Source organism: Pseudomonas sp. GW821-FHT05D12, assembly GCF_059419825.1.
On record NZ_JBWKSN010000006.1, the window covers coordinates 231,991 to 245,869 of the forward strand.

The 13,879-nt window shown below is 62.9% G+C and carries 9 protein-coding genes; 5 read left to right on the forward strand and 4 right to left on the reverse strand.

Annotated elements, in window-relative coordinates:
• Window positions 1–120: 120 nt before the first annotated feature.
• The 4 genes from AC07SI_RS13615 (at window position 121) to AC07SI_RS13630 (ending at window position 6,811) form a co-directional block, all read left to right on the forward strand.
• Window positions 121–2,559, forward strand: a complete 2,439-nt coding sequence (locus AC07SI_RS13615) for a Lon protease family protein (RefSeq protein ID WP_065910214.1) — start codon at window positions 121–123, stop codon at window positions 2,557–2,559.
• Between the two features lie 1,534 nt (window positions 2,560–4,093).
• Entirely contained in the window at window positions 4,094–4,957 is an 864-nt protein-coding gene (locus AC07SI_RS13620) for a LysR family transcriptional regulator (RefSeq protein WP_065904037.1), read from the forward strand.
• An 82-nt stretch (window positions 4,958–5,039) separates the two neighbouring features.
• Window positions 5,040–5,717 carry a sterol desaturase family protein gene (locus AC07SI_RS13625; protein WP_495005864.1) on the forward strand — a complete coding sequence of 226 codons (678 nt, stop codon included), beginning with the start codon at window positions 5,040–5,042 and terminating at the stop codon, window positions 5,715–5,717.
• Entirely contained in the window at window positions 5,714–6,811 is a 1,098-nt protein-coding gene (locus AC07SI_RS13630; protein WP_495005865.1) for an SMP-30/gluconolactonase/LRE family protein, read from the forward strand. The genes AC07SI_RS13625 and AC07SI_RS13630 overlap by 4 nt, the downstream gene beginning before the upstream one ends.
• A gap of 59 nt (window positions 6,812–6,870) precedes the next feature.
• On the opposite strand, the gene AC07SI_RS13635 is transcribed toward AC07SI_RS13630, so the two are convergent.
• From AC07SI_RS13635 to AC07SI_RS13650, 4 genes are all read right to left on the reverse strand, one after another.
• Window positions 6,871–8,385 carry a hypothetical protein gene (locus AC07SI_RS13635; RefSeq protein ID WP_106803305.1) on the reverse strand — a complete coding sequence of 505 codons (1,515 nt, stop codon included), beginning with the start codon at window positions 8,383–8,385 and terminating at the stop codon, window positions 6,871–6,873.
• Window positions 8,386–8,581: 196 nt separating this feature from the next.
• Complete coding sequence (locus tag AC07SI_RS13640; protein WP_495005866.1) at window positions 8,582–9,646, reverse strand: lipocalin-like domain-containing protein; 1,065 nt, start codon at window positions 9,644–9,646, stop codon at window positions 8,582–8,584.
• Window positions 9,636–12,098: an ABC transporter permease gene (locus tag AC07SI_RS13645; RefSeq protein ID WP_495005867.1), complete on the reverse strand. Its 2,463-nt coding sequence runs from the start codon at window positions 12,096–12,098 to the stop codon at window positions 9,636–9,638. The genes AC07SI_RS13640 and AC07SI_RS13645 overlap by 11 nt, the downstream gene beginning before the upstream one ends.
• Window positions 12,095–12,754, reverse strand: coding sequence for an ABC transporter ATP-binding protein (locus AC07SI_RS13650; RefSeq protein ID WP_065904059.1), 660 nt, complete (start codon window positions 12,752–12,754; stop codon window positions 12,095–12,097). Before AC07SI_RS13650 ends, AC07SI_RS13645 begins: the two co-directional genes overlap by 4 nt.
• Before the next feature lie 271 nt (window positions 12,755–13,025).
• On the opposite strand from AC07SI_RS13650, the gene pmrG reads away from it, so the two are divergent.
• The gene (gene pmrG / locus AC07SI_RS13655) at window positions 13,026–13,706 is read left to right on the forward strand and encodes a lipopolysaccharide core heptose(II)-phosphate phosphatase PmrG (RefSeq protein WP_106803302.1); all 681 of its coding nucleotides are present in this window, start codon (window positions 13,026–13,028) and stop codon (window positions 13,704–13,706) included.
• Window positions 13,707–13,879 lie beyond the last annotated feature (173 nt).

Consider the following 13,879-nt stretch of genomic DNA (forward strand, 5'->3'; position numbering starts at 1 on the left):
GTCGCGATTTTTTTGTAGGACGCATCCCGCGTCTATGCTTTCCCACAGGCGCGCCTTGCCATAGCGCGTAACCGGGAGCCAGAATGCCGTCATCTGCCCCGCCTGATGTAAGGAAGCCCGATGCCTGATCCTGTTGCTGCCAGCTTGCGTCTAGCGCCCGAAGCGCTGACTCGCCCTTTCTCCGCTGAACAGTTCAGCTTCTCGACCACCAATGATTTGGAGCCCTTTCGCGGTGTGCTTGGCCAGGAACGTGCGGTTGAAGCCTTGCAGTTCGGTGTGGCCATGCCACGCCCCGGTTACAACGTGTTTGTCATGGGCGAGCCGGGCACCGGCCGCTTTTCGTTCGTCAAACGCTACCTGAAAGCCGAAGGCAAGCGCCTGCAGACCCCGGCGGACTGGGTCTACGTGAATAATTTCGATGAGCCGCGCGAACCGCGTGCCCTGGAATTGCCAGGCGGCGCGGCGGCGGCGTTCATCGCCGATATCAATGGCCTGGTGGATAACCTGGTCGCGACCTTCCCGGCGGTGTTCGAGCACCCGACTTATCAACAGCGTAAAAGCGCCATCGACCGCGCCTTCAACCAGCGCTACGACAAGGCCCTGGACGTGATCGAGCGTCTGGCCCTGGAAAAGGACGTGGCGCTGTACCGTGACAGCACCAACATCGCGTTTACCCCGATGCTCGACGGCAAGGCGCTGGACGAGGCGGAGTTTTCGCAGTTGCCCGAAGCCGATCGCGAGCGCTTCCACACGGATATTTCCGAGCTGGAGGAGCGTCTCAACGAAGAACTCGCGAGCCTGCCGCAGTGGAAGCGCGAGTCCAATAACCAGCTGCGCCAGTTCAACGAAGAAACCATCACCCTGGCGCTGCAGCCTTTGCTCGCACCGCTGTCGGAAAAGTACGCGGAAAACGCCGCGGTCTGCGGTTACCTGCAAGCCATGCAGGTTTACCTGCTCAAAACCGTGGTCGAGCAGTTGGTCGACGACGCGAAGACTGACGCCCAGGCGCGCAAACTGCTGGAAGAGCAGTACTGCCCAAGCCTGGTGGTCGGCCATCCGGTCAACGGCGGCGCGCCGGTGGTATTCGAGCCGCACCCGACCTACGACAACCTGTTCGGCCGTATCGAATACAGCACCGACCAGGGCGCGCTGTACACGACTTATCGCCAGCTGCGCCCGGGCGCCTTGCACCGGGCCAACGGCGGCTTCCTGATCCTGGAGGCCGAGAAAATGCTCGGCGAGCCGTTTGTATGGGACGCCCTCAAGCGCTCGCTGCAGTCGCGCAAGCTGAAGATGGAATCGCCGCTGGGCGAGCTGGGGCGCCTGGCCACCGTGACCCTCAATCCGCAAATGATCCCGTTGCAGGTCAAGGTGATCATCATCGGTTCGCGCCAGCTGTACTACGCGCTGCAGGACGCCGATCCGGACTTCCAGGAGATGTTCCGGGTACTGGTGGATTTCGACGAAGACATCCCGATGGTCGACGAGAGCCTGGAGCAGTTTGCCCAGTTGCTCAAGACCCGCACCTCGGAAGAGGGCATGGCGCCGCTGACCTCCGACGCGGTCGCGCGCCTGGCGACCTACAGCGCCCGGCTGGCGGAACACCAGGGGCGCTTGTCGGCGCGTATTGGCGACTTGTTCCAGTTGGTCAGCGAGGCGGACTTTATCCGGCACCTGGCCGGCGACGAGATGACGGATGCCGGCCACATCGAACGCGCGCTCAAGGCCAAGGCCACGCGGACGGGACGTGTGTCGGCGCGGATCCTCGATGACATGCTCGCCGGGGTGATCCTGATCGACACCGCTGGTGCGGCGGTCGGCAAGTGCAACGGGCTGACGGTCCTGGAAGTGGGGGATTCTGCATTCGGTGTGCCGGCGCGGATTTCCGCCACGGTGTACCCGGGCGGCAGCGGCATTGTCGACATCGAGCGTGAGGTCAACCTCGGGCAGCCGATCCACTCCAAGGGCGTGATGATTCTCACCGGTTACCTGGGCAGCCGTTATGCCCAGGAGTTTCCGCTGGCCATCTCCGCGAGTATCGCGCTGGAGCAGTCCTACGGTTACGTGGACGGTGACAGCGCGTCGCTGGGCGAGGCCTGCACCTTGATTTCGGCGTTGTCGAAGACGCCGCTCAAGCAGTGCTTTGCGATCACCGGCTCGATCAACCAGTTCGGTGAAGTGCAGGCGGTGGGTGGGGTCAACGAGAAGATCGAAGGCTTCTTCCGCCTGTGCGAAGCCCGCGGTTTGACCGGCGAACAGGGCGCGATCATTCCCCAGGCCAACGTCGCCACGCTGATGCTCGACGAGAAGGTCTTGCAGGCCGTGCGCGATGGACAATTCCACATCTATGCAGTGCGCCAGGCGGATGAAGCGCTGAGCCTGCTGGTGGGCGAGGACGCCGGTGAGCCGGACGCAGAAGGCCAGTTCCCGGAAGGTACGGTCAATGCGCGCGTGGTCGAGCGGTTGCGTGCGATTGCCGAGATGATCAGTGAAGACGACTTGAAAGAAGCGGAGAAGGAGCTGGCGCAACAGGCCTTGGCCGAAGCCAAGCCGACCTGATTGTCTTGTTGAAGCGCGATTAATGTGGGGGCGGGCTTGCCTGCGATGGCGGTGTGCCTGGCGAAGAAAAATGCCAGCAATACCGCCGCCTTCGCAGCCTCGCTGGGGCTCGACAACTCCTACACTTGGGCTGCGTCTTGTCGGATATTGCGATCACCCAGGGGATTGAAATAACTATGGCACCGCCAATCCCCTGTAGGAGCTGTCGAGCTTTAGCGAGGCTGCGAAAGCGGTGTGCCTGGCGAAGAAAAATGCCAGCAATGCCGCCGCCTTCGCAGCCTCGCTGGGGCTCGACAGCTCCTACACTTGGGCTGCGTCGCGCCGGATATTGCGATCCCACAAGGGATTGAAATCAGGCCGACACTGCCAATCCCCTGTAGGAGCTGTCGAGCTTTAGCGAGGCTGCGAAAGCGGTGTCTCAGGTGCAGAAAATGCCAGCAATGCCGCCGCCTTCGCAGCCTCGCTGGGGCTCGACATCTCCCACATTTGGGCTGCGTCGCGCCGGATATTGCGATCATACAAGGGATTGAAATCACGCCGACACCGCAAATCCCCTGTAGGAGCTGTCGAGCTTTAGCGAGGCTGCGAAAGCGGTGTCTCAGGCGCAGAAAATGCCAGCAATACCGCCGCCTTCGCAGCCTCGCCAAGGCTCGACAACTCCCACACTTGGGCTGCGCCGCGCCGACTACTGCGATGCCACAGCGGATTGAAATAAGCGCGACACCGCCAATCCCCTGTGGGAGTTGTCGAGCTTTAGCGAGGCTGCGAAAGCGGTGTGCCAGGCGCAGAAAATGCCAGCAATACCACCGCCTTCGTAGCCTCGCCAAGGCTCGACAACTCCCACACTTGAGCTGCGTCACGCCGGATATTGCGATCACACAAGGGATTGAAATCAGGCCGACACCGCCAATCCCCTGTGGGAGTTGTCGAGCTTTAGCGAGGCTGCGAAAGCGGTGTCTCAGGCGCAGAAAATGCCAGCAATACCTCCACCTTCGCAGCCTCGCCAAGGCTCAGCAACTCCCACACTTGGGCTGCGTCGCGCCAACTACTGCGATGCCACAGCGGATTGAAATAAGCGCGACTCCGCAAATCCCCTGTGGGAGTTGTCGAGCTTTAGCGAGGCTGCGAAAGCGGTGTGCCAGGCGCAGAAAACGCCAGCAATACCGCCGCCTTCGCAGCCTCGCCAAAGCTCGACAACTCCCACACTTGGGCTGCGTCGCGCCAACTACTGCGATGCCACAGGAGATTGAAATAAGGCCGACACCGCCAACCCCCTGTGGGAGTTGTCGAGCTTTAGCGAGGCTGCGAAAGCGGTGTCTCAGGCGCAGAAAATGCCAGCAATGCCGCCGCCTTCGCAGCCTCGCCAAGGCTCGACAACTCCCACACTTGGGCTTCGTCGCGACGGCTACTGCGATGCCACAGGGGATTGAAATAAGGGCCACACCGCCAATCCCCTGTGGGAGCTGTAGTGGGCACCCGCCCCCGGTCTTGATCGCATTCCATTACACTGTGCCCATTCATTCCCGGGGGTTTCATGGACATCGAACTGGCACGCACTTTCCTCGAAATCACCCGCTGCGGCAGCCTCGCCGCCGCGGCCGAGAAGCTGCACGTTACCCAGACCGCCATCACCGCGCGGGTCAAGAGCCTGGAAAGCCAGTTGGGCAGCACGCTGTTTATCCGCAACCGCGCCGGTGCGCGCCTGACCGCCGACGGCGAGGCCTTTGTGGTGTACGCCAACCAGCTGCTGCAAACCTGGGAAGCCGCGCGGCGTGACCTGCCGTTGCCCGATGGCTATCGCAACGTGCTGCATATCGGCGGTGAAGTGAGCCTGTGCAACCCACTGATGCTCGGTTGGGCCCAGGCCCTGCGCGAGCAGATCCCTGGGCACGCGCTGCGCACCGAAGTGCGTGAGGGCGAATACCTGCTGCGCCAACTCGAACTCGGTGTACTCGATGCCGCGCTGGTGTTCCAACCCCAATATTGGCCTGGGCTGCAGGTCGAGCAGGTGCTGGAAGAAAAACTCATCCTGGTGCAGTTGGTGAGCAAGCCGGACCCGTACGTCTACATCGACTGGGGCCCGGGCTTTCGCCAGCAGCATGATGCCGCCCTGCCCGACCGGGCCCGTGCCGCGCTGAGTTTCAACCTCGGGCCTCTGGCGTTGCAGTACATCCTGGAGAATGGCGGCGCCGGCTACTTCCGCACGCGGGTGGTGCAAAGCTACCTGGACAGCGGCGTGATGCAGCGCGTGCCCAAGGCCCCGGAATTCAACTTCCCGACCTTCGTGGTGTATTCGCGGGCGCGCGACTCGGCAGTGCTGCAACAGGCCCTGGCGTTGCTGCGTGACGTGGTCAAGGCCGAGAGTGACTGGTCGCAACGCTGGGACCCCTTGATTTAACCCGCGCACGGGGCAAAAACTCGCACATTTGCGCGCACCAACTAAGCTCAGTTTCCAATAAAAAAACCCTGAGCTGCCCGCCATGCCCCATCCCACCGAGACCTTCCGCGCACGTTACCGCGCGGCCGTCAGCCCCCTCTACAACCCCTGGCTGCACGCCAGCTTCGTCCTCGGTTATGGGGCGTTGTGCATCACCCTGGCCTGGTCCTCCACGGAAAACATCACCGCGCTCCAGTGGCTGAGCGCTCCCCTGACCCTGGTGTTTTTCAACCTGTGCATCTACCTCGTGCACCGTCACCTCGGCCACCACAAACACGCCCTCGCCCGCTTGTTCTACGCCCGCCACACCGGCGATCACCACAGTTTCTTCACCCCCGGGCACATGACCTACGACAGCCCCAGGGACTGGCGCGTGATCCTGTTCCCGGCCTGGCTGATCGTGCTGCACAGCCTGGCAATCACGCTGCCCGCCTGGTGGCTGCTCAAGCAACTGAGTCCCAACGTCGCCGGGCTGTTTGCCGGCTGCATGATTCTCGGCTACTTGCTGTACGAAGTGTTCCACGCCTGCGAGCACTTGCCTGTCGAGCACCCGCTGGCGCGCCTGCCGTGGATTCGCCAGATGCACCGCCTGCACGCGCTGCATCACCGCCGCGAGCTGATGCAGGGGCGCAACTTCAATATCGTCATGCCGCTGATGGATTACCTGTTCGGCACCCTGTACTGGGAGCCCGGCCCCCACGACAACCAGGAATCGTCATGAGTACCCGTCCCAGAAAACTGCGTCATCTGTTGTTTGTGTTGCTGCTGGTCGTGATCGCGTTTCTGCTGCTGATGCCCACCAAGGTGCAACCGGTGAACTGGACACCGCCCAAGGCGCCCTCCCTGCAGGACGGCGCCTACGCGGAAAACCAACGCCTCAAGGGCGTGCAGAAAATCGGTGCCCAGGGCATCGACGGGCCCGAGGCGTTGCTGATGGATGCCCAGGGATTGCTGATCAGCGGGCTGCACGACGGGCGCATCATCCGTACCTCGCCCGACAGCCGCAGCCTGGAAGTGCTGGCCAATACCGGCGGGCGCCCGCTGGGCATGGCGCTGCACCCGGATGGGCGCTTGATCATTGCCGACGGGATCAAGGGCTTGCTCGCACTCGACGCCCATCGCCAACTGACGTCGCTGAGCACCGCCGCCAGTGGCGTGCCCTTTGGCTTTACCGATGACGTCACGGTGGATGCCAGCGGGCGTTATGCCTACTTCAGCGATGCTTCAAGCCGCTGGGGTTATGGCCAGGACGGCGAGGCAGTGATCGAGCACGGCGGCGACGGCCGGCTGCTGCGCTATGACTTCAGCAACGGCAACACCGAGGTATTGCTCGACCAGTTGCAATTCGCCAACGGCGTGGCCCTGGGGCCGGAGGAAAACTATGTACTGGTGAATGAAACCGGCGCCTATCGCATCAGCCGCTATTGGCTCAAGGGCGAGCGCGCTGGGCAGCACGACCTGTTTATCGACAACCTGCCCGGTCTGCCGGACAACCTCAGCTTCAACGGCCAGGACCGCTTCTGGGTGGCACTTTACTCGCCGCGCAATCCACTGCTGGACAGTTTTGCCGGCTACCCACTGCTGCGCAAAGTCATGGTGCGGGCGCTGATGGTGGTGCCCAAGCCGATCGAGCGCAAAGCCTTCGTGCTGGGGCTGGACACCGACGGTAACGTCATCGCCAACCTGCAGGATGGCAGCACCGGCAATTACTCGCCGATCACCACCGCCCGGGAGTATGGCGAGTGGCTGTACCTGGGTTCGCTGAAGAGCACGAGCATGGCGCGCCTGCCGTTGAAGCTGGCGTTGGCGCCATAACGCAAAAAGGGCATACAGGCGCCTGGCCTGTATGCCCTGGGTACTACGGGTCAATCATGTCAGCTCTTGGTGCTGCTCAGCAGGGTCTGCTTGCACAGGTGGCCAAAACTGACGAACTGGGTATTCTCGCCACCGACACCGATGCCCGGGTATTCCAGCACTTCCATGCGCCACACGCCGTAGTTGAAGTCGGTACGCCAGGTGTTGTTGTAGCCCTGGGAGTAATCGACAAAGGTGGTCTGGAAATCACCGCCGCTGCACGCGCCCACATTGATCGTGCCAGAGGCTTGCCCCGAGCTGTCGGTCGCTGCCGAATACGCCTTGTAGACGATGTCGCCGTTGGCCGGGTCGATCCGCTGGTCGAGATAGACGATCGGGTGCAGGCCCACCAGCGGTGCACCGGTGCTGTCCGACAGGCCCATGGTCCAGGTCAGGTCCCGATAGGCTTGGGTGGTCATGTAGCCATAGCCCACGTTGGAAGCCGAATACGGGATGCGCAACACGTTCGCCTCGCCCTTCACATCCGGGCTGTTGACCCGCGGGTTGGAACCAAACGACAGGTTGTACTTGCCCGTCGCACTCCACGGCTCATTGGGGTGCTGGTTCGGCCGCACACGCACCTTGACTACGCCACCGACGCCCGGGCTGGGGATCGAGGTCGACACGACGTTGGCACCCACGGTGACCCACTGGCCGCCATCGAAACGCTCGAGGATCCACTTGTTACGCGTGCTGCCACTGGCCGCATCGGCCGTCAGCGCAATACCGACACTCTGCCCACGGACGGCGGTGAAATCGAAGTAATCGACGTCATCCAGGCTGTCGGCATTGCCGTTGATGTAGTTGAGAGTGTCCGGCAGTTGGAAGGCTGTGTCCGGGGTGTCATTGGGCTCATAGGCGTCGAGGTTGGTATCGACCGCAACCCCGAACTGAAAGCTCGACCCCTGGACCGCCGCGTTGGCCTCCATGAACCAGTAGTAGTCACCGGCCGGCACCACGCCGCCAAGGCTTTCATCGCCGGTGCCGGGGTTATTGGAAGTGCCCAGGGGCAGCGGATTGCCCTGGCCATCGTCCTGGAACAGCGACAACGACATATCGGTGCCTGCGGTCTGGTTGACCAGCAGAACGTTGATCCGCGCTTTCTGCGGCAGGTTGAAGTGGTAGCACAGCAGGTCGCCGGTTTGTACGCCATTGATCGTGTAGAGAGAGTTGATGTCCAGCGTCTGTTCACAACCCTGGACCAGCGCGGCCTGTACGGCGGGCGCCGACTGGGCCGTGGCTTTTTGTACCTTGGTCACCCTGGCCGGCGCGGTGTTGTCTTCGACCACCGAATCGGCTTTCGCCTTGGCGGCAAACAATGGTTTCTTCTGCTGGGCCCCCGCCAGCAGTTGCTGCTTGAGGGCAGCCGTCGCCTTGTTGGCGTTGATCTTCACAGCGCTTTTCAAGCCGTGCTTGACCGTGGGAGACGCCGCTTGCGCAGCCAGGTGAGGGTATTGTTCAGCGAGGGCAAAGGCCGAGACAAAGCAGGTGGCCGCCATGGCCGCGCCGAGCATGAGAGCTTTTTTCGATTTCATTTTTTATCCATCCATAGTTAAAAAGTGAAGCTCAGGTGACATCCGGTCACCTGGGATGGAATGTAGAATATAGCTGTATATATGTACAGTATTTTTTATGAAAAAAACGATCCCGCCCCGGACACAAGTCCAGGGCGGTCGAATTGCATTTAGGAAGTTGCCTACCTGAAGAAGAAACAGCTCCTACAGAAATACCCTAATAACCGGTCATCTCCAGGTAACCCACCCCACCGTCAAACCGCACCGGTCCTTCCCAGTACGGAATACTCAGGTTCATCCAGGCGTTCGGGTTGACAGCCTGGGTGGTGATATCCAGCTGCTTGCTGGGAATCTTCAGCGACCAGCGTGTGGGAATGTGGCGTCCGTCGATGGCTGTTGTGTCCAGCGGTGCCAGTTGGATATCGACGTTGTGCAGGGTTTGCGTGTGGCCTTCATGGTCGATCCAGGTGCCGGTCAGGTAGGACCCGCCATCGGTTTGCCGCACCCTAAACAGCATCAACTGCTCGCCACGGTCCAAGTGCAGGGAGAACCAGTCCCAGCCGGTCTGGCTCGCGCTCAAGGGTTGACTGCTCCATTCGCGATCCAGCCACGCCGGGCCCGTGACTTGGTACACCTGGCCGTCGATGCTCACGCTGCCGCTGGCACTGAAAAACGGCTGGCTGTAGTAGTACGAGGCCTGGCCCTGGTCGGATTTGCGGCTGTAGCCGTTATCACCCTGCAGCACCAGCGGGCGGCTGGAAGTCAGGTGCAGGTCATAGGCAAAGTGCGCGCCGCTGGCCTTGAGTTGCATATCGGCCAAGGGGCTCACGGCACCGGGGCGGCTGGCGAAGTTCCAGTCGTCGATCCAGGCGTTGAACGGCACTGCCTGGGCGCCAGCCTGGCCGACGCCGCCGCGCGCGTAGCGTTCGGCGGCGTAATGGCGGGTGGCTGAGGTGACGGCGGCGTGGCCGAGCCAGACTGTCGCGTCCTGCCAGCCGGTTTGCGTCGGCCCGGCCTTGAGGGCGTTGCGAAACAGCGTCCATTGCACGCCAAACACGTTGCCCTGCGCATCCTTGAGGTTGGCGGTGACGTACCACCATTCAATGCGAAAGCCAGCATGCGGCCCATGGTCCTCGGGAAAACTGAAGACCTTGCCCGGCACTACCTGGGTGAAGTCCGCCGCATCGCTGCCCAGGCCGGCGAAACTTTCCGGTGGTGCGGGCGCCTGGTCGCACGCGCTTACCAATAACAGCGCCAGGCACAGCAAGGATTTAATCTTCATGCGCAAACGTCCTTAACAGGTCCGCCGGACGGCTGCGGTACAACTGCCACAACGGCCAGGCCGAGGCCAGCAACGTGGCGAGCAATGCCAGCCCGAGCAATTGCGCCAGTTGCCAAGGAAACACCTGCAGGGGCAGGCGCCAGCCAAACGCTTGCACGTTGATTACCGCATCCAGGCACCACGCCAGCAGCAAGCCCAGGGGCAATGCCAGGATCAGCGTGAGCACCGCCAGCAGCCAGGTCTGGCCCAGGTTCAGCAGCATCAATTGGCGGCGCGTCACCCCCAACGCCCACAGCGGCGCAAGTTGGCCCAGGCGGCTTTGACTCTGGGTCAGCAGGCTGATGAACAGCGCCACCCCGGCCACGCCGAGAGTGAGGCTGTTCAGCGCCGCGGTGGCGGCAAAGGTGCGCTCGAACACCTGGCTCGACCAGCCCTTGAGCTGCTGTTGATCGACGATGCGGCTGTCTTCCAGGGCAAAGGCCCGTTGCACCGCCTGGACCAACGGCGCCACATTCGCCGGCAACACTCGCAGGTTGAACCGCGCCGGTGACAGCGTCGGCCAGTGGGCCAGCAGGTGTGCGGCATTGACCAGCATGTGGCCCTTGGGGTTGCCATAATCGGCGTAGATCCCCACCAGCGTCGGTGACCACACGCCCTGCGGCGTGGGAATGCTCAGCGTGTCGCCCAGCTTGATCGCCAGCCGCCGCGCCAATTGCTCGCTGAGCATCAACGTGTCGCGGTGCTGCAACTGATCCCACGGCTCACTCACCGCCTCCAGCAATGGCCAGTGCTGGCGATAGGTCGGGTCATCGACCACGCCAAACAGATCCGCCGGCCAGCCCTGCAATTGCACCGCGACCTGCCAGGTCGGCAGCACGGTCTGCACGAGCGGTTGTTGCTTGAGCCACGTGTTGAGTTGTTCGGCCTGGGCCGGGGTCTGGGGATTGAGGTACAGCTCGGCGGTGAGGCGCTGCTCCAGCCAGTTATTGAAGGTGTGACGAAAACCCGAGGTCATCGAGCCCGCGCCGATATTCGCTGCCAGCGCCAACAGCAGGGCCATCAGCGCCAGGCTCAAGGCCGGCAATTGCTGGCGACAGTCGGCGAGAAACCATTGGCCGAGCACCGAGCGGCTGCGTCCGAGTACCGCTTTGAGCAAGGCATTGAGCAGTACCGGCAAACCCAGGGCGGCGCCGAGCAGCAGCGCGGCCATCAGCACAAAGCCGGCCGCCAGGCTATCGCCCAGCCACAGCGCCAGCACCGCGATCAGCAAGGCCGTGCCTGCGACCCAACCCTGGCGTCGCAACCAGCGCCCGTGGGCCTCGTGCCAGGCCTGGGCATTGGCCAGCGCCAGCAACGGCAGGCGCGCCGCCCGCCACAGGCTGCTGGCACCGGCGAGCAAGGCACCGAGCAGGCTCAAGCCGAGTCCCGCCAGCCACCACCCTGGGCTCAGGCTCAACTGCCCTGGCACTTCGGCGCCATACAGGCCGCGCAGGCTGGCCGCCACGTCCGGCAGCAGCAAGCTCGCGAGCAGGTAGCCACTGGCGACGCCGAGCACACCGCCAAGCAACGACAAGGCGCCCAGCTCGACGCCCAGGCCGAGGATCAACATGCGTGCGCTCACCCCACAGGCACGCAGGGTGCGCAGCAGCCCGCGCCGTTGCTCAAGGGCCAGGCCGATGGCCGCGTGCACGATAAACAGCCCGACCACGAAGGACAGGAAGCCCAGCGCGTCGAGGTTCAGGTGAAAGCTCTCGGTGAGGCGCGCGAGGTTGTTGTCCTCGCCCTGCTTGAGTTGCAGTTCGGCAGGTGGCGTGGGATGGCCGGCGGCAAACGCCTTGTCTACCAGCAGTCGTGACAGTCGGTCGGGCATCGCCAGGAGCGGCTGGGCGAAGCCGATATCGGTAAGCAACAACCCCGGCGCCATGTCCGGCTGGACTTGCAACGGTGGCAGGCGCTGCCCGTTCAGCGTAAGCGGCTGCTCACCGGCGCGCAGCCCCAGGGCCTGCAAGGTCTGCGGCGCGCTCCAGGTCCGCCCCGGCGGATCGAAGAACGCCAGCATTTGCGCCTGGCTCAGACGCTGCCCCGCCACTGCGCCACTGCCGGGCAGCGACACCGGGTCGATGCCCATCAGTTGCAGGCGCATGTCCTCGTGGCCCTGGAGCTGCACCCGCCCCTGTACCACCGGCGACACCGGCCACCCGGCGCGGCGCAATTGGGCAAACAGCGCCTGCGGGAAACTCGCGCCGTCCGGCGTACTGAGGCTGGCCTGGGGCTCACCGCCGATCAATTGGCTGGCGCGCGCATAACTGTCGCGCGCCTGGCTGTTGAGGGCCTGCACTCCGGTCAACAGGGCGGTGGCCAGCCACAAGCCGGTGAGCACACTGAAGAACTGCACCGGATGGCGCCGCCAATGGCTGAGCAAGGCGCGCACCGTCCAATAAAACACACTCACGTCGGCACCACCTGTCCGCGATGCAACACCACCTGGCGGTCCAGTCGCGCAGCGATCCGCGGGCTGTGGGTGACCATCAACAGGCTGGTGGGGCTGTCACGCAGCAGGTCCAGCAACAGTTGCAGGACTTCGTCGCTGGTGGCTTCGTCGAGGTTGCCGGTGGGCTCGTCGGCCAACAGCAACCCCGGGCGCGAAGCCAGTGCGCGCCCCACCGCCACCCGTTGCTGTTGGCCACCCGAGAGTTGTTCCGGATAACGCTTGAGCAAGTCACCCAGGCCCAGGCGCTCCACCAGTTGCGCCTGCCACCGGGCATCAAAGCGCCCCGCCAGACGCGCCTGGAATGCCAGGTTGTCGTCGACGCGCAAACTGCCGATCAGGTTGAACTGCTGGAACACCAGGCCGATTTCAGTGCGTCGCCAATGCGCCAGTTGCGCTTCGCCGAGTTGGTCGAGCCGCTGCTCGCCCACCTGGATGCTGCCGCCGTCCACCCGATCGAGCCCGGCCACCAGGTGCAGCAGCGTGCTCTTGCCGCTGCCGGATTCGCCCATCAACGCCAGGCTGCTGCGCGCGGCCAGGTGCAGGTCGACACCGGCCAACACCGCCAACGGGCCTTGGGGCGTGGCATAGCTTTTAAAAACACCTTGCACCTGCAGCATGGGAACACTCGTGTGAGGGGTGGCCATCGAGAATAACGGCTGGTGATGGCGGCCACGCAAATTTTTCACATGGATTTCACCGGTTGCCCACCCACCGCACTTTAAATTACCGGCCAAGCGTCAGGTATCGGCAACTTGTTAGTTGCCACGCCTGACAACTTTTACCCGCCACGTGTTCAGCGAAAAGACAGCCGTCCTGTGCCAGCCTCAAGTCATACTGCAGGCATTCGCCAACACGTTGCGTCAGCTAACTAATACAACACTGCCAACAGTGCCCAAGGTGAATGAAGTGGTTGACCTGACCCTGACCAAACCACGCTCGCGCAGGGCCGTCATCAAGCGACTGCAACCGCTGTGGCTGGGGATTGTAGTGATCAGCCTGTTGCTCACCGCCGGCCTGCTGTGGCCGGCGTCACCGCGTGACCTGGGGGTGGGCAACCGCCTGCTGACCTCCCAGGTACTGCCGCTGTGGCGCGACGGCGACCTGATCGTGCTGGTGCGCCATGAAGAGCGCTGCGACCGCTCGTCGAATGCTTGCCTGGGGCCGGTGGAAGGCCTGACGATCAAAGGCAGCCAACAAGCCGAAAACCTCGGCAAGGCCTTCAAGACACTGGGCATGGACGGCAGCGATGTGCTCGCCAGCCCGGCCATTCGGACCGCCCAGACCCTGCGGTTCATGTTCGGTAAAAACGAGCTGACCTCCGGCCAGCAAGCCGTCTGCGGTGCGGCCATGGGCGAAGAGTTGCTCAGCCACAAGACCCCGGGGCGCAACCTGGTGTTCGTCACCCACAGCGGCTGCATCGCCGACTTCGAAACCACCCTGGGTTTCCCCCACGCCACCTTCCCCGAGTACGGCAGCGCGCTGTTCGTGCAAGTCTTGCCCAACGGCAAATTCAAGACCCTGGGCCTGGTCAATAATCAGGACTGGCCGGCCGCGTTAAAACAACTGTAAGTACTTTCCTGCCCGCCGCCACCCTCTATGTTCAGCAAAAAGACAGCCATGTTCTGGCATGTTTAGTTGCGCCTTTTAATTAAGGACGTCATGAATATCTTCTGTCACTCAGTGAACGCTTTGATGTTTTTCGCTATTACTTTCTTACTGCAAATATTTGCCAGTACACGTCA

What these genes read in the sequence shown, in the direction of transcription:
- AC07SI_RS13615 (WP_065910214.1), top strand. Translation starts at nt 121, where the DNA reads ATGCCTGATCCTGTTGCTGCCAGCTTGCGTCTAGCGCCCGAAGCGCTG.
- AC07SI_RS13620 (WP_065904037.1), top strand. Translation starts at nt 4,094, where the DNA reads ATGGACATCGAACTGGCACGCACTTTCCTCGAAATCACCCGCTGCGGC.
- AC07SI_RS13625 (WP_495005864.1), top strand. Translation starts at nt 5,040, where the DNA reads ATGCCCCATCCCACCGAGACCTTCCGCGCACGTTACCGCGCGGCCGTC.
- AC07SI_RS13630 (WP_495005865.1), top strand. Translation starts at nt 5,714, where the DNA reads ATGAGTACCCGTCCCAGAAAACTGCGTCATCTGTTGTTTGTGTTGCTG.
- AC07SI_RS13635 (WP_106803305.1), bottom strand. Translation starts at nt 8,385, where the DNA reads ATGAAATCGAAAAAAGCTCTCATGCTCGGCGCGGCCATGGCGGCCACC.
- AC07SI_RS13640 (WP_495005866.1), bottom strand. Translation starts at nt 9,646, where the DNA reads ATGAAGATTAAATCCTTGCTGTGCCTGGCGCTGTTATTGGTAAGCGCG.
- AC07SI_RS13650 (WP_065904059.1), bottom strand. Translation starts at nt 12,754, where the DNA reads ATGCTGCAGGTGCAAGGTGTTTTTAAAAGCTATGCCACGCCCCAAGGC.